The sequence below is a fragment of the Streptomyces sp. NPDC041122 genome (genome assembly GCF_055592445.1).
Map to the genome: position 1 here is coordinate 324,767 of NZ_JBVIYQ010000003.1, position 15,282 is coordinate 340,048.

Genomic DNA, 15,282 nt, shown 5'->3' on the forward strand with positions numbered 1-15,282 from the left:
CGGCTGCTTACTGCTTACCGCACAGCGGGACCAGCTTCTGCTCATCGTCGGAGAGGCTGGGGCCGGGTGTGGGAGTCGGTGCGGTCTTGGACTTGTTCTTGTCGGTCGAGCTGTTCTTGTCGTTCTTGTCGTCCCCGACGGGCGGGGCGGTCGTGGAGTCGGGGCCCGTCGGCTTGCGCCGGCCCTCGGTGCCACCGGCTTCGCCCTCGCCGGGCTTGGCGTTGTTCTCGCGCTCGACCTCGCGGCGCTCGGCTTCCTTCCGGCACGCGGAGGCCTGCAGGCCCAACTCGTCGACCTTGCCCTTGGCGTCGTCGAGGTTGTCCTCGGGGATGGTCCCCTCGACCTGCTTGCGCTGGTACGGCGGCAGGTACTTGAGTTCGATCTCGGGGTGGTCCTTCTCGACCTTCGACAGGCTGACCCAGGCCAGGTCCTGGTCGATGCCCCGGTACAGGGCGATGTGCTCGTCCTTCGTGCCCACGTAGTACTGGGTCTGGGTCCAGCGGTAGCCGCCGTAGAGGCCACCGGCGATGACGGCGAGGGCGAGCGCCCCGTAGAGGGATCTCTTGAGCCACTTGCGGCCGCCGCCGGGCTTGACGAAGTCCTCGTCGTCGTAGGACCCGAAGCTGTCCTCGGGTGCGTACCCCGTGGTGGCGCCGCTGCCGGGCGGGCCGAAGCCACCGCCGCCCGAGGAGGGCTGCGGCGGGACCGGACGGCCGAGCCCGGAGGCGCGCCCCGCGGGCGTCTGCATGGCGCCGTCGTCCTGCGACTGGAGCTGGTTCTCGGCGACCGCGCCGACCACCACGGGGGTGTCGGACAGCTGTCCCGCGAGGGTGTCGCCGCTGTCGATGTCCAGGACGTCGGCGACGATCACGGTGATGTTGTCGGGGCCACCACCGCGCAGGGCGAGCTGGATCAGCTCCTGCACGGTCTCCTGGGGGCCCTGGTAGGAGGCGAGGGTGTCCTCCATGGTCTGGTGCGAGACGACTCCGGAGAGGCCGTCCGAGCAGATCAGGTAGCGGTCGCCGGCGCGGACCTCGCGGATCGACAGATCCGGCTCCACGTGGTCGCCGCTGCCCAGCGCGCGCATGAGGAGCGACCTCTGCGGGTGGGTGGTGGCCTCTTCCTCGGTGATCCGGCCCTCGTCGACGAGGCGCTGCACCCAGGTGTGGTCCTGGGTGATCTGCGTGAGCACGCCGTCCCGCAGGAGGTACGCGCGCGAGTCGCCGACGTGGACGAGGCCGAGGCGCTGGCCCGTCCACAGGAGGGCGGTCAGGGTCGTCCCCATGCCCTCGAGCTGGGGGTCCTCCTCGACCATCACGCGCAGCTGGTCGTTGGCCCGCTGCACGGCGGTGCCGAGCGAGGTGAGGATGTCCGAGCCCGGGACGTCGTCGTCGAGCGTGACGAGAGTCGAGATCACCTCGGAGCTCGCCACCTCGCCCGCGGCCTGGCCCCCCATGCCGTCGGCGATCGCGAGGAGGCGTGGGCCGGCGTAACCGGAGTCCTCGTTCCCCTCCCGGATCATGCCTTTGTGCGATCCGGCGGCGAAGCGCAAAGACAGACTCATGCGCACCTCGCCCGTCGGCTCCGGGTACATCCGCACGGTGCCCACCCTCCGGTCGGGAGCGCGCCGGCGTCCAGTGCCTGGACAGCCGTTTCGGCTCGCTCGCTCCGCTCGCGCTCTGTCATGACGTAGTACTACTTCCGCAGCTCGATGACGGTCTTGCCGATGCGGATCGGCGCGCCCAGCGGAACGGGCGTCGGGGTGGTGAGTCGGGTCCGGTCGAGATACGTGCCGTTGGTGGACCCGAGATCCTCGACGATCCACTGGCCGTCACGGTCCGGGTAGATCCTGGCATGCCTGCTGGAGGCGTAGTCGTCGTCCAGCACGATCGTGGAGTCGTGCGCCCGGCCCAGCGTGATGGTCTGGCCCTGCAGCGCGACGGTCGTCCCGGCGAGGATGCCCTCGGAGACGACCAGCTTGCTGGGGGCGCCGCGCCGCTGACGGCCACCGCCGCCCTGCTGCCGCTGCGGCGGAGGCGCGGCGGCCTGCTGCTGGCGGGCGGCCTGCTGGGGACGCTCCCGGCGCGAACCGCGCTGGGTGACGCGCGTTCCGAACAGGTCGCTGCGGATGACCTGGACGGCCACGATCACGAACAGCCACAGGACGGCTAGGAAACCTAGCCGCATGACCGTCAGGGTCAGCTCTGACATTGCCCCCGCTTCACCCTTCGGCTTGCCGGTAAACGATGGTGGTTTGACCCACGACGATCCGCGAGCCGTCGCGGAGCGTAGCGCGGGTGGTGTGCTGCCCGTCCACCACGATGCCGTTGGTGGACCCGAGATCCTGGATCGTCGAGGGCGTTCCGGTCCGGATCTCACAGTGCCGGCGCGATACGCCGGGGTCGTCGATCCGCACATCGGCGTCGGTGCTGCGACCCAGCACCAGCGTCGGGCGGGAGATCTGATGGCGATTGCCGTTGATCTCGATCCAGCGCCGCACCTGGGCGCCCGGTAGTGGACCGGCGCCGGGGCCCTGGGGCCTGCTCGGTGCCGGGGGCTGCCCGCCGGGGCGGCCCGCGCCGGGCGGCGGCGCGGCGGGCATGGGAGGCGGACCGCCGGGAGCGCCGGACGGCGGCTGGGGATATCCGTAGCCCCCGCCCGCGGCGCCTGGGCCGCCCGCACCGCGGCCGGGAGCGGCGGCGGGGCCGCCGGGGGCCGCGGGGGCGCGCTCGGGCGCCTGGGAGCTGCTGGAGGCAAGCGTGCGGCTACGGACCCGGTACAGCCCGGTGTCGAGGTCCTCGGCCTTCTCCAGGTGGACCTTGATGGGACCCATGAAGCTGTAGCGCTGCTGCTTCGCGTAGTCGCGCACCATGCCGGAGAGCTCGTCGCCGAGCTGGCCCGAGTACGGACTCAGCCGGTCGAAGTCGGGGGCGCTGAGCTCCACGATGAAGTCGTTGGGGACGACCGTCCGCTCGCGGTTCCAGATCGTCGCGTTGTTGTCGCACTCGCGCTGGAGGGCGCCGGCGATCTCGACGGGCTGGACCTCGGACTTGAACACCTTGGCGAAGGTGCCGTTGACCAGACCTTCGAGACGCTGCTCGAACTTCTTCAGGACTCCCATGGGGCACCTCCTCCGTCGTAGTCATCCTGGTACTGCTTACTGATCGTATCCACGCGCCGGGAAATCGGCTGGTTCCCCCTGTCCGCCCAGTCGACGAGTGTCGCCTCTCACAAGACATGCCCGCACCAGGGTCCAGAGGATCCTCCCAGGACCCCTGAGGAAGCCCTGATTCGTTGCCCCGGCACCCCGTACGGGCGGTGGCTCGGGACTCCGGTTCGAGTCTCCCTTCACGAGGGATCGTAGAGGGGGCCCAAAGCCAGTGTCCCGCACCTGGCTGTGGACCTCGCCGAGCTCGGCCGGGACGGGGGCCGCGGTGTCGGGCGGGACGGGTTCGCGTCCGGGCGCCGGGCCGGGCGGGGCGGAGCCCGGTCCGGGCCCGCACCTGGCCAGGTGCCCGGCCGAACGGATGTGAATCCACCGTCTGCAGCGTGCTAATCTTCTGGATGTCGGCAGGCGCTCGCCCCCCAAGGCAGGCCCCAAAGACAACACCCAATGCGCGGGTGGCGGAATAGGCAGACGCGCTGGATTCAGGTTCCAGTGCCCGAAAGGGCGTGGGGGTTCAACTCCCCCCTCGCGCACCATGAGGAAGCGGTCCTCCTCCGGACGAAAGTCCGGAGGAGGGCCGCTTCTTTTTGTGCCCTTTCGTTGTGCCCGCCTGGGCGCCGTGATGTATGTCACCGAAGTTATCCACAGGCTCTGACGCCGGTCGACGTGCGGCGGTACGGTCGAGGCCGGATTCGGGGTGGGGCGGAGCGCCGGCGGGGGCGATGATCATGGTGAAGTCCGGCGGGAGGATTCCCGGGCAGCGGGGCGAGCGGGTGCCGCGGGTCGCGGGGTTCGCCGAGTGGCCCGCGCAGGGGTCGCCGAAGAAAGAGGGCAAGGCGCTGCGGGAGCGGGTGCCGCGGACCTCGCACGCGGAGTTCGTGGTGGACGGCGGGCGCCCCGACCCGGTGGCCGCGGTGCGGGAGTCCAACCGCAGCCGGTTGGAGGAGCTCGCGCCGATCCGCGTCGGCAGGATGGCCGCCTCCCCCTTCGCGTTCCTGCGCGGCTCCGCGGGCCTGATGGGGTACGACCTCGCGCGCACCCCGATGACGGGCATCGGCGCACAGATCTGCGGGGACGCGCACGCGGCGAACTTCGGGTTGTACGGGGACGCGCGCGGCGGCCTCGTCATCGACCTGAACGACTTCGACGAGACGGTGCACGGCCCCTGGGAGTGGGACCTCAAGCGGCTCGCCGCGTCCCTGGTGCTCGCGGGGCGCGAGGCGGGCGCGGCCGAGGACACCTGCCAGGAGGCCGCGCGGGACGCCGTGGGCGCCTACCGCCGCACCATGCGGCTGCTCGCGAAGCTCCCGGTCCTCGACGCGTGGAACGCCATCGCGGACGAGGAGCTGGTCTCGCACGCGGACGCCCGCGACCTCCTCGGCACCCTGGAGCGGGTCTCCGAGAAGGCGCGGAAGAACACGAGCGCCCGGTTCGCCGCCAAGTCGACCGAGCGCGTCGAGGGGGACGGTGACGAGGGCGCCGCCGCCGCGGGGCGGCGCTTCGTGGACTCCCCGCCCGTGCTGCGCCGGGTGCCGGACGGCGAGGCCGCCGCGGTGGCCGGGGCGCTCGGGGAGTATCTGGAGACGCTGACCGAGGACCGGCTGCCGCTGCTCGCGCGGTACGCGATCCAGGACGTGGCGTTCCGCGTCGTCGGCACGGGCAGCGTGGGACTGCGGTCGTACGTGGTGCTGCTGCTCGACCACCGGGGCGAGCCGCTGGTGCTCCAGGTCAAGGAGGCCCGGCCCTCCGCGCTGCTGCCGCATCTGCCGGTGGCCGGGTTCAAGGCGCCGAAGACGGCGCACGAGGGGCACAGGGTGGTGCTCGGCCAGAAGCGGATGCAGGTGGTCAGCGACTTCCTGCTCGGGTGGACGACGGTGGGTGGACGGCCGTTCCAGGTACGCCAGTTCAGGAACCGCAAGGGCAGCGTCGACCCGGCGGCGCTGGCCGCCGAGCAGCTGGACGACTACGGCCGCATGACCGGCGCCCTGCTGGCCCGTGCGCACGCGCACAGCGCGGACCCGCGCCTCATAGCGGGGTACTGCGGCAAGAACGACCAGCTGGACGACGCGATGGCCCGTTTCGCCACGGCGTACGCGGACCGGACCGAGGCGGATCACGCGCTGCTGGTGGCTGCGGTCAAGGAGGGGCGGGTGGCGGCGGAGGCCGGTGTGTGAGGGGCGGACTCCGGGGCGTACGGCGGTCGGGCCGGGGCGGGCGTGTGCCGGGGGCGGTGCGGTTTTCCGGGGCGGGGCGCCCGGTGGCCTAGGCTGGTCGGGTGACGACCCCGGAAGCCGAGCCGACGCAGCCCGAGACGCCTGAGACTCCCGAAGCGGAGGCCCGGCAGACGGGTACCGAAGGGCGGCTCAAGGAGCAGCTGAAGGCACGCCTCAGGGAGCGGTCCGCCGAGCGGGCCGCGGACGCCCCGCGGGAGCAGCGGGAGGAGCGTCCCGAGGAGCGGCTCGAAAGGGCTGTCCGCGCGGCCGAGCAGGCGCTGATCGAGTACGAGATCGCGTTGGAGACCTTCCGCGTGGAGGTCGAGAACTTCTCCCGCCTGCACCACCAGAAGCTCGGCCCGATGTACGCACGCCTCGACGAGCTCGACGCGCAGATCGCCGAGGCCACCGCGGCCCGCACCGGCGACCCCGAGGACCGGCGCAAGGCGGACGAGGCGCGGGCGCGGGTGATGCCGATGCCGGGCGTCGAGGAGCTGTTCCACGGCTGGATGGACGGCGAGGGGCTCTACCCCGAGGCCGCCGCGATGCTCACCGACCAGTCGGTGCGGCCGCCGCAGCGGGTGCGGCCCGGCGAGGAGGCCCGCAAGCTCTACCGCGACCTCGTCCGCAAGGCGCACCCGGACCTGGCGCAGGAGGAGGGCGAGCGGCAGCGGCGCGAGGAGTTCATCACGCGCGTCAACGCCGCCTACGCCCGTGGCGACGAGGCGCTCCTGCGGGAGCTCTCCGAGGAGTGGGCCGCGGGCCCGGCGCCCGAGGAGGAGCGGCTCACCCGCAGCGAGGAGCTGTACGCGCGCCTGGAGTGGCTCTCCCAGCGCAAGGAGCTGCTCTCCGTGCTCGCCAAGGAGCTGGAGGAGAGCGCGATCGGCGGGATGCTGCGGCTGGCGCCCGACGACCCGGACACGCTCCTCGACGAGATCGCCGAGCAGCTGCTCGCCCAGGTCGCCGAGCGCGAGGCGGAGCTGCGGCGCCTCACCGCGTAGCGCGGGCGGCTGGCGGCTCGGTGCCGGCGGGGGTCGGGTAGCGTCGGGGGCATGGCTTTCGGATCTCAGGTGCCCACGGTCGGCATCGACGACCTTTCGAGCGGCGACTTTCTGCTGGACGTCCGCGAGGACGAGGAATGGCAGGCCGGTCACGCCGCGGACGCGCTGCACATCCCGATGAGTGAGTTCGTCTCCCGGTACGGCGAGTTGACCGAGGCCGCCCCGCAGGACGGCCGGGTCAACGTGATCTGCCGGTCCGGCGGGCGCTCCGCCCAGGTCACCATGTACCTCGCGCAGCAGGGCATCGACGCGGTGAACGTCGCCGGTGGCATGGAGGCCTGGGAGGCCGCGGGCCGCCCCGTGGTCGACGACAAGGGACAGCCGGGCGCCGTCGTCTGACGGACGGGCGGGCGGACGGGCCCGCCGGTCGTTCCGGCGCCGGTTCGGCCGGTCGGCCGGTCAATCGCTGAGACCCTCAGCCGGGTCAGCCGAGTGGGTGGGCGGCCAACAGGTCGCCCAGCGCCTCCTCGTGGGCGGCTGCCGGGCCGAGCGAGAGCTCCAGCTGTTTGGCCCAGGCGTGATAGCGGTGCAGGGGGTAGTCGGTGTCCGCGCCGAAGCCGCCGTGCAGGTGCTGGGCGGTCTGTACGACCCTTCGTACGCCGTCCGAGGCCCAGATCTTGGCCACGGCCACGTCGCCCGCCGTGGGCAGCGCGCCGCCCGCTCCGGAGCTGATGCGCCAGGCGGCCTGCCAGAGGGTGACCTCCATCGCGCGCAGGTCGATGTAGCGGTCGGCGGCCTGCACGGCCACGGCCTGGAACGTCGCCACCGGATGCCCGAACTGCTCGCGCTTTGCGGTGTATGCGCTCGTCATCCGCAGGACGGCCTCGCCGAGGCCGAGCGCCAGCGCGCAGGTCCCGGTGGTGAGCAGGTCGCGCAGCTTGTCCCAGGCTCCGTCGGCCTCGATGACGTCGGACGCGGCGACGCGCACGCCCTCCAGGCGGAGTTCGCCCAAGAGCTCGCCGCTGGTGGAGAACTGTTCGGCGCGGGTGAGACCCGCGTGGTCGCGGGGGACGAGCGCGAGGACCGGGTGGCCTCCGGGCGTGTGCGCGGGGACGACGACGAGGTCGGCTTGGTGCGCCCACGGCACGCCCGTCTGCACGCCGTCGAGGGTCCAGTCGTCGCCGTCGCGCTGTGCGGTGACGGCCAGTTCGGCCGGGTCGTGGCCGGTGCGCCCGTGGGCGGTGACGGTCAGGACCAGCTCGCCCCGGGCGGCCTCGGGGAGGATCCGCCGTTTCATCTCGTCGCTCCCGTACGCCTGTACGGCGCTCGCGGCGGCGCTGCTCTCCAGGAGCGGGACCCGGGCGAGAACCTTCGCGGACTCGCGCAGGACCAGGCACAGCGCGACGGGGTCCAGCCCCACGCCGCCGTGCTCGGTGTCGATCAGGACGCCCAGCAGGTCGGCGCCGGCCAGCCGGGACCACAGGGCGCGGTCGAAGTCCTCGGCGACGGCGCCGGGCGTGAGCGCGGGGCTCGGCACTCCGTCCGGTGCGACGTCGGCGAAGAGTGCCTTCGCCGTTTCGACCACGGCCTGCTGTTCCTCGGTGAAGGTGAAGTCCACTGTCTGTCCTCCCGTGCACCGGCCGGCTGACGCGTCCCGTCGCCACTTCCGCCTCTGCGTACTCCACGTACCTGACGGGGCGTCAAGATAGAACAGGTTCTATGGGAAGGGAACAGGTTCTGCCGGCGGTCCTCAGGGCTCCTCAGCGGTCGAAGTCCAGCTCCACCGTGTCCGTGGCCGGACGGGACTGGCACGCAAGGACATACCCGGCCTCCGTCTCCTCCGGCTCCAGCGCGTAGTTGCGGTCCATCCGCACCTCGCCCGAGACACAGAACGCACGGCAGGTGCCGCACACGCCGCCCTTGCAGGCGTACGGCGCGTCGGCGCGGTTGCGCAGCACCGTTTCGAGCAGCGTCTCGCCCTCCTGGACGGGCCAGGTGCCCGAGCGGCCGTCGAGGGTCGCCGTCACCGTGCTGTGCGAGGGGGCGGTGGAAGCGGCGGCGGGGGCCGGGGAGACGGCCGGGAGGCTGTCGTCCACGTGGAAGATCTCCTCGTGAACCCGGCGCCGGGGCACACCGAGCGCCCGCAGCGTCCGCTCTGCGCCCTGGACCAGGCCGAACGGCCCGCACAGGAACCAGCCCTCGATGTCCGACACCGGCAACAGCGCGGGCAGCAGCCGGGTGAGCCGCTCCTCGTCGAGCCGCCCGGAGTCGAGCCCCGACTGCTGCTCCTCGCGGGAGAGCACGGTCACCAGCTGGAACCGGTCGGGCCAGCGGTCCTTCAGGTCGGCGACCTCTTCCAGGAACATCGTCGAGGCGGCGGTGCGGTCGCTGCGTATGAGGCAGAAGTCCGCCTTCGGCTCGCGCTCCAGGAGGGTCGCGACGATGGAGAGCACCGGCGTGATGCCGCTGCCGCCGACGATCGCCGCATAACGGCCCGGCGCCGGGTCGAGCGTGAAGCGCCCGGCCGGGGTCATCACGTCCAGCTCGTCACCGACCGCGAGCTCCTTGAAGGCGTACGTGGAGAAGGCGCCGGACTCGACCAGACGCACCCCGACCCGCAGGGACCGGGGCTCGTCCGGGGCGTCCAGAGAGGGAGCCGGGGAGCAGATCGAGTACGTGCGCCGGATCTGGGCGCCGTCGGCGAAGCGCCGGATGGCGAGGTGCTGCCCCGGGGTGAAGCGGAACTCCTCGCGCAGCGCGGGCGGCACGTCGAACGTCAGCGTCACGGAGTCGTCGGTGAGCCGGTCGACCGCCGCAACCCGGAGCGGGTGGAAGCGGGCCATCACAACTCCTTGAAATGGTCGAAGGGTTCACGGCAGGAGGCGCAGCGGCGCAGCGCCTTGCAGGCCGTGGAGGAGAAGCGGCTGAGCAGCTCCGTGTCGGTCGAGCCGCAGTGGGGGCAGCGGATCGACAGGCTCAGCGGGACGGGCCCGTCCGCCGCGTGGGAGCGCGGGGGAGCTATGCCGAACTCGGCCAGCTTGCGGCGCCCTTCGGCGCTGATGTCGTCCGTGGACCAGGCGGGGGAGAGCACGGTGCGCACCGATACCTCGGCCATGCCGCGGTCGTGCAGCACCTGCTCGATGTCGGCGGACATGGCCTCGATCGCCGGGCAGCCCGTGTAGGTCGGGGTCAGCTCGACGTCGACCTTGCCGGGGGCGAGGACCCGCACGCCGCGCACCACGCCGAGCTCCGCCAGGGTGAGCACGGGCAACTCGGGGTCGGGCACCGAGCCCGCGAGGGCCAGGAGCTCCGCCTCCAGCGCGGTGGGCGCGGCCGTCACCATGACGCCCCCGGGTGGCTGCGGTGCAGGTGCTGCATCTCGGCGAGCATCCTGCCGAACGACTCGGTGTGCAGTCCCTCGCGTCCCGCGCCCGCTGCCCACGCGCCGGACTGCGGGCTCTCGGGCACGGTCAGGGTGGCCGACCCGACGACGGCGGCCACCGATGCGGTCCAGTCGTCCCGCAGCCTCTGCCAGTCGACGTCCAGGCCGGCCACCGGCTGGAACATCTCACCGGTGAACCGCCACAGAGCGTCGAGGCCGCGCTGCATCCGGTCGTGGCTCTCGTCCGTGCCGTCACCGAGGCGCAGGGTCCACTGCTCGGCGTGGTCCTGGTGGTAGGCCACTTCCTTGACGGCTTTGGCGGCCAGCGGGGCGAACTCGCCGTCGCCGGAGGCCAACTGGCCGTACAGCAGCGTCTGGTAGGTGGAGAAGTAGAGCTGGCGGGCGATGGTGTGGGCGAAGTCGCCGTTCGGCTGCTCGACCAGCTGGAGGTTGCGGAAGGCGCGCTCCCCGCGGAGGTAGGCCAGCTCGTCCTCGTCGCCGACCAGGGAGAGCAGCACGCGGGCCTGGCCGAGCAGGTCGAGGGCGATGTTCGCCAGCGCGACCTCCTCTTCCAGGACGGGTGCGTGTCCGGCCCACTCCCCCAGGCGGTGGGAGAGCACCAGGGCGTCGTCGCCGAGGGCCAGGGCGGGCGGGGCCGGGGTCTGGGGGGCACGGGGGCCGGCCGCGGCGGGGACGCCGGCCGTGGCGGGGGACGAGGCGGTCACAGGTGCTTCACCCCCTCGGGGATGTCGTAGAACGTCGGGTGGCGGTAGGGCTTGTCACCGGCCGGCTCGAAGAAGGAGTCCTTCTCGTCCGGCGAGGAGGCGGTGATCTCGGCGGACGGCACGACCCAGAGCGAGACGCCTTCGCTCCGGCGGGTGTACAGGTCGCGGGCGTTGCGCAGGGCCATGTCCGCGTCCGGGGCGTGCAGGCTGCCGGCGTGGGTGTGGGAGAGCCCGCGGCGGGAGCGGACGAACACCTCCCACAGCGGCCAGTCGGTCGAGCTGCTCATGCTGTCGCCTCTCCGTGCCGTGCGGCGACGCGGTGCGCGCCACTGTCGCTGTGCGCGCCCTGGGCGCCGTGTGTGCCGTGTGTGCCGCTCAGGGTGGTCTGGCTCGCGGTCGCCTGCTTGTCGGCGTACGCGGTCGCGGCTTCCCTGACCCAGGCGCCGTCCTCGTGGGCGCGGCGGCGCTGGGTGATCCGCTGGTCGTTGCAGGGGCCGTTGCCCTTCAGGACGTCCCAGAACTCGGTCCAGTCGATGGCCCCGAAGTCGTAGTGCCCCCGGGTTTCGTTCCACAGCAGGTCCGGGTCGGGGAGCGTCAGGCCGAGCGACTCGGCCTGGGGGACGCAGATGTCCACGAAGCGCTGCCGCAGCTCGTCGTTCGAGTGGCGCTTGATCTTCCACGTCATCGACTGCTCGGAGTGCGAGGACTCGTCGTCCGGCGGGCCGAACATCATCAGGGACGGCCACCACCAGCGGTTCACCGCGTCCTGTGCCATGGCGTGCTGGGCCTCGGTGCCCCGGCTGAGGGCGAGCAACGACTCGTAACCCTGGCGCTGGTGGAACGACTCCTCCTTGCAGACGCGGACCATCGCGCGCGCATACGGGCCGTACGAACAGCGGCACAGGGGGACCTGGTTGGTGATCGCGGCGCCGTCCACCAGCCAGCCGATCGCCCCGACGTCCGCCCATGTCAGGGTGGGGTAATTGAAGATCGAGGAGTACTTCTGGCGGCCGGAATGGAGCTTGTCGAGCAGCTCGTCACGGCTGGTGCCGAGGGTCTCGGCGGCGCTGTACAGATACAGACCGTGACCGGCCTCGTCCTGCACCTTGGCCATGAGGATCGCCTTGCGCCGCAGGGAGGGGGCGCGGGTGATCCAGTTGGCTTCCGGCTGCATGCCGATGATCTCGGAGTGCGCGTGCTGCGCGATCTGGCGGACCAGGGACGCGCGATAGGCGTCCGGCATCCAGTCGCGCGGCTCGATGCGCTCGTCGGCGGCGACCGCCGCGTCGAAGGCGGCCTGGTGTTCCGCCGTGCTCGCGGCGCCGGACGCGGTCTGGTCCGGCTCCGTCCTTGCCGCCTGGTGTGCGGCTGCTGTCGCCATCTCGGCCCCCTCGACCCTGATGCAAACCGCCCGACCGATCGTTCGGTTCGTTGGATTCAATGGTGCGGCCCTCCGCCATAAGGTGTCAACCCTGTGGATAACTTCACGGACGCTGTGCGTGACGGGCGGGCCTGAGTACCGTTCCGGCGGCAGGGTGCGGTGCGCGATCGGCGAACGGGGCGGAATGGACGGGTACGACAAGGGCTCGGGTGGTGGGTCCGCGGTGCCTGACGAGCCCGGGCCGGTGGAGGGGGGCGAGGGCGCCGACCGCCTCGACGATGGGGCCGAACGGGTGAATGAGGCTGGTGGGGCTGATGAGGCCGGTGCCTCTGGCAGGGCTGATGAAGCCGGTGCCTCTGGCGGGGCTGATGAGGCCCGTACTTCTGAGGTGACCGATCAGGACCGTGTCTCTGATGGCGTCCATGAGGCGCATGTTTCCGATGCGGTCGATGAGGCGCCCGCCCGCGTCGGGATCGCCGGGCTGAAGCTCAGGTACCAGGTAGTCGCCGCGTGTGCCCTGGCCGTCGTCAGCGTGGCCGCCTGCGCCCATATAGCGATGCTCTTCCTCCATGTCGCACCGTCGAACACGCTGACCAAGCAGCACGGTGACGTGATCGACGACTGGATCTACCCCGAGTTCGAGCAGAACTGGAAGCTCTTCGCGCCCAACCCGCTCCAGCAGAACGTCGCCGTGCAGGCCCGGGCGGAGCTCCGTACCTCTGGTGGGGAGATGCGGACCACGGACTGGTACGAGCTCTCCGCCGAGGACGGCGCCGCCATCGACGGCAGCCTGCTGCCCAGCCACACTCAGCAGAACGAACTCCGCCGGGCCTGGGACTTCTACGTGGGCTCGCACGACGCGAAGAATCGTCCCGTCGGCCTGCGCGGCCAGCTCTCCGAGCAGTACATCCGCCGGATCGCGTACCTGCGGCTCGACCGCGAGGCGCCCGGCGGCAAGGGCGACGAGATCGCGAACGTGCAGCTGCGCTCGGAGACCACGAACGTGCGCCCGCCGAAGTGGAGCGAGGAGAAGGTCTCCACCAAGCCGTCGTACCGGCAGCTCCCCTGGTGGCCGGTGCAGCCCGAGGACCTGCCGCTCGGCAACGGCCGGGCGAGGAAGGGGCCGGAGGCCAAGGGGGCGGAGGCGAAGGGGTCGGAGGGCAAGAACGGTTCGCAGGGCCCGGTCGGGACGGTCGCACAGACGAAGGGGAATGCTCGGTGACCCGGTTCGAACGGCCGTTTGCAGGGGCCATCACCAAGGCCACCGGGTACGCCCTCGGTCCGTACCAAACCGCGATGATCCGGATCGGTTTCGCCGGCACGTGGCTGTTCTTCCTGCTGCGCGAGCTCCCCCACCGCCAGGAGATGTACGGGCCCGACGGCCCCTGGAACTGGGACATGGCGCAGCAGCTCATCGCGAACAACGGCGCCTTCACCGCCCTCATGTGGTCGGACGGCAACCTCTGGTTCGAGGTCGTGTACGCGCTCGCGATCCTCAGCAGCGCGTTGCTGCTGCTCGGCTGGCACACCCGCGTGATGTCGGTGCTCTTCATGATCGGCGTGTTGTCACTGCAGAACCGCAGCATCTTCATGGGGGACGGCGGCGACAACGTCATCCATCTGATGGCCACCTACCTGGTCTTCATCCGGTGTGGCCAGGTCTGGTCGCTGGACGCGCGGCGGGCGGCACGCGCGCGTGCCGGGGGCGTGGACGCCGACCGGGCCGACCGGGTGGGGCCCGCCCTGTGGTGGGTGTGCGGGCTCGGGCTCTCCGCCGTGACGTTCATGGGCGAGCTCAGCCACGGCTGGCTGCTGTTCCTCTGGGGCCTGCTGCTGGTGCACGGCCTGTGGTGGGCCGTGGGGTGGCGTGCGCGCCGGAGCGCCTCGCTCGGCGAGTTCCGCAAGCTGCTCGACGTCGTGGCCGACATCGCCCACAACGCGGGCCTCCTGGTGATCATGGTCGAGGCCTGTCTGATCTATGCGACGGCCGGCTGGTACAAGATCCAGGGGAGTCGCTGGCAGGACGGCACGGCCGTCTACTACCCGCTGAACCTCGACTACTTCTCCCCGTGGCCCGCGCTCTCAGAACTGCTCTCGTCCCACGGCATCATGGTGCTGCTGGTGACGTACGGAACGGTCGCCGTGCAGGTGGCCTTCCCGTTCACGCTCTTCAATCGCCGGGTCAAGAACGTGCTGCTGGCGGCGATGATCGTCGAGCATTCGGTGATCGCGGTCGTCCTGGGGCTGCCGTTCTTCTCCCTCGCGATGATCGCGGCGGACTCGGTGTTCCTGCCGACGGCGTTCCTGCTCCGGGTGGGCGGATGGGCGGCACGCGCGCGTGAGGGGGCTGTTGCTCGGCTTCCGCTTTCTCGGCTCCGTCGCCCGGAGGGTGCCGACGGTGAGGGTGGCACCGGCGGCATGCCGGGGCAACGCGTCCTGGGCGGGCGGTCGGAAGGGCACTTGCCCGGAGTGCCGGCCGGGGGTTCCGGCGGAAAGCCGGACGAGGAGCCCACCGAAAGCGCGCACGTAGGCTTCTCCCCATGAACAGCACGGATGCCGCGGGGGGTGCGCACGGCGAGGGCGATACGGGCGGTACGGGAGTCGCGGGCGGTACGGACCGTAACGGCAGCGCGACCGGCGCGGGCGCCGCGCGCCCCGAGGACGCCGTACGCCTCTGGCGCGGTCTCGCCGACGCCTCCGTGCTGCTCGACGGATTCCACGCGATCAAGCACGCCCTGCGCTTCGGCGCTCGGGTGCCGGTCGCGCTGACCAGTGACCGGCCCGGTGTCCTCGCCCTCGCGGACGACCTCGCGCCGGATGTGCGGGACGCCCTCGGCGCGCTCCTCATCGACGTACCGGACGAGCGGCTGCGTGCCTTGGTGCCGCGGCTGCACCCCACGGCGGTGGCCGCGCTCGCGGAGCGCCCCTCCCGCGCGGACAACCTCCGGGCGCTGGGGCGGATGCCCAGGCCGGCCCCTGTCGTCGTGCTCGACGACCCCCGCAATCTCGGCAACGCGGGGGCGGTGATCCGGCTCGCGGCGGGGTTCGGCGCGACCGGGGTGGTCACGACCGGCACGCTCGATCCCTGGCATCCCACGGTCGTACGCGGCGGCGCCGGCCTGCACTTCGCGACGGCCGTGGAGCGCATGGACGTGACCGCGCTGCCGCCGGGCCCGGTGTTCGCGCTGGACGCGGAGGGCGAGGACATCCGAGGGCTGAAGCTCCCGGACGACGCCGTCCTCGCCTTCGGCTCCGAGCGCAGCGGGCTCTCGGCCGAACTGCGGCGCCGCGCGGACCACTTGGTGTCCCTGCCGATGCGCCCGCAGGTCTCCAGCTACAACCTCGCGACGAGCGTCGGCATGACGCTCTTCCACTGGTCGGCGGGCAGGCCCCCGGGTCCGGAGGCTTGAGCCC

The 15,282-nt window shown here is 71.9% G+C and carries 16 protein-coding genes and 1 tRNA gene; 7 read left to right on the forward strand and 10 right to left on the reverse strand.

Annotated features, from left to right (window positions below; genetic code table 11):
• Window positions 1-7: 7 nt before the first annotated feature.
• From ACZ6B8_RS13790 to ACZ6B8_RS13800, 3 genes are all read right to left on the reverse strand, one after another.
• Window positions 8-1,564: a Stp1/IreP family PP2C-type Ser/Thr phosphatase gene (locus ACZ6B8_RS13790; protein ID WP_471088612.1), complete on the reverse strand. Its 1,557-nt coding sequence runs from the start codon at window positions 1,562-1,564 to the stop codon at window positions 8-10.
• Window positions 1,565-1,695: 131 nt separating this feature from the next.
• Window positions 1,696-2,211, reverse strand: coding sequence for an FHA domain-containing protein FhaB/FipA (locus ACZ6B8_RS13795; protein ID WP_355812284.1), 516 nt, complete (start codon window positions 2,209-2,211; stop codon window positions 1,696-1,698).
• 10 nt (window positions 2,212-2,221) lie between these two features.
• Window positions 2,222-3,121 carry an FhaA domain-containing protein gene (locus ACZ6B8_RS13800; RefSeq protein ID WP_471607339.1) on the reverse strand — a complete coding sequence of 300 codons (900 nt, stop codon included), beginning with the start codon at window positions 3,119-3,121 and terminating at the stop codon, window positions 2,222-2,224.
• A gap of 494 nt (window positions 3,122-3,615) precedes the next feature.
• On the opposite strand from ACZ6B8_RS13800, the gene ACZ6B8_RS13805 reads away from it, so the two are divergent.
• From ACZ6B8_RS13805 to ACZ6B8_RS13820, 4 genes are all read left to right on the forward strand, one after another.
• Window positions 3,616-3,702 (forward strand) — tRNA-Leu (locus tag ACZ6B8_RS13805).
• 186 nt (window positions 3,703-3,888) lie between these two features.
• Window positions 3,889-5,340 (forward strand): DUF2252 domain-containing protein, encoded by a 1,452-nt coding sequence (locus ACZ6B8_RS13810; protein WP_471088616.1) that lies wholly within the window; start codon window positions 3,889-3,891, stop codon window positions 5,338-5,340.
• Window positions 5,341-5,441: 101 nt separating this feature from the next.
• The gene (locus ACZ6B8_RS13815; protein WP_471607340.1) at window positions 5,442-6,380 is read left to right on the forward strand and encodes a hypothetical protein; all 939 of its coding nucleotides are present in this window, start codon (window positions 5,442-5,444) and stop codon (window positions 6,378-6,380) included.
• Window positions 6,381-6,431: 51 nt separating this feature from the next.
• Window positions 6,432-6,779 carry a rhodanese-like domain-containing protein gene (locus tag ACZ6B8_RS13820; protein WP_362376480.1) on the forward strand — a complete coding sequence of 116 codons (348 nt, stop codon included), beginning with the start codon at window positions 6,432-6,434 and terminating at the stop codon, window positions 6,777-6,779.
• 85 nt (window positions 6,780-6,864) lie between these two features.
• On the opposite strand, the gene ACZ6B8_RS13825 is transcribed toward ACZ6B8_RS13820, so the two are convergent.
• The 7 genes from ACZ6B8_RS13825 to ACZ6B8_RS13855 form a co-directional block, all read right to left on the reverse strand.
• Window positions 6,865-7,998, reverse strand: coding sequence for an acyl-CoA dehydrogenase family protein (locus tag ACZ6B8_RS13825; protein WP_471607341.1), 1,134 nt, complete (start codon window positions 7,996-7,998; stop codon window positions 6,865-6,867).
• Between the two features lie 142 nt (window positions 7,999-8,140).
• Window positions 8,141-9,223, reverse strand: a complete 1,083-nt coding sequence (locus tag ACZ6B8_RS13830; protein WP_471088622.1) for a 2Fe-2S iron-sulfur cluster-binding protein — start codon at window positions 9,221-9,223, stop codon at window positions 8,141-8,143.
• A complete protein-coding gene (gene paaD / locus ACZ6B8_RS13835) occupies window positions 9,223-9,723 on the reverse strand; it encodes a 1,2-phenylacetyl-CoA epoxidase subunit PaaD (RefSeq protein WP_471088624.1) in 501 nt (166 codons plus the stop codon). Before paaD ends, ACZ6B8_RS13830 begins: the two co-directional genes overlap by 1 nt.
• Window positions 9,717-10,487, reverse strand: coding sequence for a 1,2-phenylacetyl-CoA epoxidase subunit PaaC (paaC, locus tag ACZ6B8_RS13840; protein WP_471607342.1), 771 nt, complete (start codon window positions 10,485-10,487; stop codon window positions 9,717-9,719). Before paaC ends, paaD begins: the two co-directional genes overlap by 7 nt.
• Window positions 10,484-10,774, reverse strand: a complete 291-nt coding sequence (gene paaB / locus ACZ6B8_RS13845; protein ID WP_471088627.1) for a 1,2-phenylacetyl-CoA epoxidase subunit PaaB — start codon at window positions 10,772-10,774, stop codon at window positions 10,484-10,486. The genes paaC and paaB overlap by 4 nt, the downstream gene beginning before the upstream one ends.
• The gene (gene paaA / locus ACZ6B8_RS13850; protein ID WP_471607343.1) at window positions 10,771-11,868 is read right to left on the reverse strand and encodes a 1,2-phenylacetyl-CoA epoxidase subunit PaaA; all 1,098 of its coding nucleotides are present in this window, start codon (window positions 11,866-11,868) and stop codon (window positions 10,771-10,773) included. Before paaA ends, paaB begins: the two co-directional genes overlap by 4 nt.
• Window positions 11,869-11,971: 103 nt before the next feature.
• Entirely contained in the window at window positions 11,972-12,439 is a 468-nt protein-coding gene (locus tag ACZ6B8_RS13855) for a hypothetical protein (protein WP_471607344.1), read from the reverse strand.
• Between ACZ6B8_RS13855 and ACZ6B8_RS13860 the strand changes: the two genes are divergently transcribed.
• The 3 genes from ACZ6B8_RS13860 to ACZ6B8_RS13870 are packed head-to-tail and all read left to right on the forward strand — an operon-like array spanning window position 12,425 to window position 15,278.
• Complete coding sequence (locus tag ACZ6B8_RS13860) at window positions 12,425-13,090, forward strand: DUF5819 family protein (RefSeq protein WP_471607345.1); 666 nt, start codon at window positions 12,425-12,427, stop codon at window positions 13,088-13,090. The two genes, ACZ6B8_RS13855 and ACZ6B8_RS13860, sit on opposite strands and share 15 nt — an antisense overlap.
• Window positions 13,087-14,412: an HTTM domain-containing protein gene (locus ACZ6B8_RS13865; RefSeq protein WP_471607346.1), complete on the forward strand. Its 1,326-nt coding sequence runs from the start codon at window positions 13,087-13,089 to the stop codon at window positions 14,410-14,412. The genes ACZ6B8_RS13860 and ACZ6B8_RS13865 overlap by 4 nt, the downstream gene beginning before the upstream one ends.
• On the forward strand, window positions 14,409-15,278 hold the full coding sequence (locus tag ACZ6B8_RS13870; protein WP_471088637.1) for a TrmH family RNA methyltransferase: 870 nt from the start codon (window positions 14,409-14,411) through the stop codon (window positions 15,276-15,278). Before ACZ6B8_RS13865 ends, ACZ6B8_RS13870 begins: the two co-directional genes overlap by 4 nt.
• Window positions 15,279-15,282: the final 4 nt, after the last annotated feature.

Excerpts from the sequence above, each read along its gene's own strand:
- ACZ6B8_RS13810 (WP_471088616.1), top strand. The coding sequence starts at position 3,889 with ATGATCATGGTGAAGTCCGGCGGGAGGATTCCCGGGCAGCGGGGCGAG.
- ACZ6B8_RS13790 (WP_471088612.1), bottom strand. The coding sequence starts at position 1,564 with ATGAGTCTGTCTTTGCGCTTCGCCGCCGGATCGCACAAAGGCATGATC.
- ACZ6B8_RS13870 (WP_471088637.1), top strand. The coding sequence starts at position 14,409 with ATGAACAGCACGGATGCCGCGGGGGGTGCGCACGGCGAGGGCGATACG.
- paaA (WP_471607343.1), bottom strand. The coding sequence starts at position 11,868 with ATGGCGACAGCAGCCGCACACCAGGCGGCAAGGACGGAGCCGGACCAG.
- paaD (WP_471088624.1), bottom strand. The coding sequence starts at position 9,723 with ATGGTGACGGCCGCGCCCACCGCGCTGGAGGCGGAGCTCCTGGCCCTC.
- ACZ6B8_RS13860 (WP_471607345.1), top strand. The coding sequence starts at position 12,425 with ATGCTCTTCCTCCATGTCGCACCGTCGAACACGCTGACCAAGCAGCAC.
- ACZ6B8_RS13855 (WP_471607344.1), bottom strand. The coding sequence starts at position 12,439 with ATGGAGGAAGAGCATCGCTATATGGGCGCAGGCGGCCACGCTGACGAC.
- paaB (WP_471088627.1), bottom strand. The coding sequence starts at position 10,774 with ATGAGCAGCTCGACCGACTGGCCGCTGTGGGAGGTGTTCGTCCGCTCC.
- ACZ6B8_RS13800 (WP_471607339.1), bottom strand. The coding sequence starts at position 3,121 with ATGGGAGTCCTGAAGAAGTTCGAGCAGCGTCTCGAAGGTCTGGTCAAC.
- ACZ6B8_RS13830 (WP_471088622.1), bottom strand. The coding sequence starts at position 9,223 with ATGGCCCGCTTCCACCCGCTCCGGGTTGCGGCGGTCGACCGGCTCACC.
- ACZ6B8_RS13820 (WP_362376480.1), top strand. The coding sequence starts at position 6,432 with ATGGCTTTCGGATCTCAGGTGCCCACGGTCGGCATCGACGACCTTTCG.
- ACZ6B8_RS13795 (WP_355812284.1), bottom strand. The coding sequence starts at position 2,211 with ATGTCAGAGCTGACCCTGACGGTCATGCGGCTAGGTTTCCTAGCCGTC.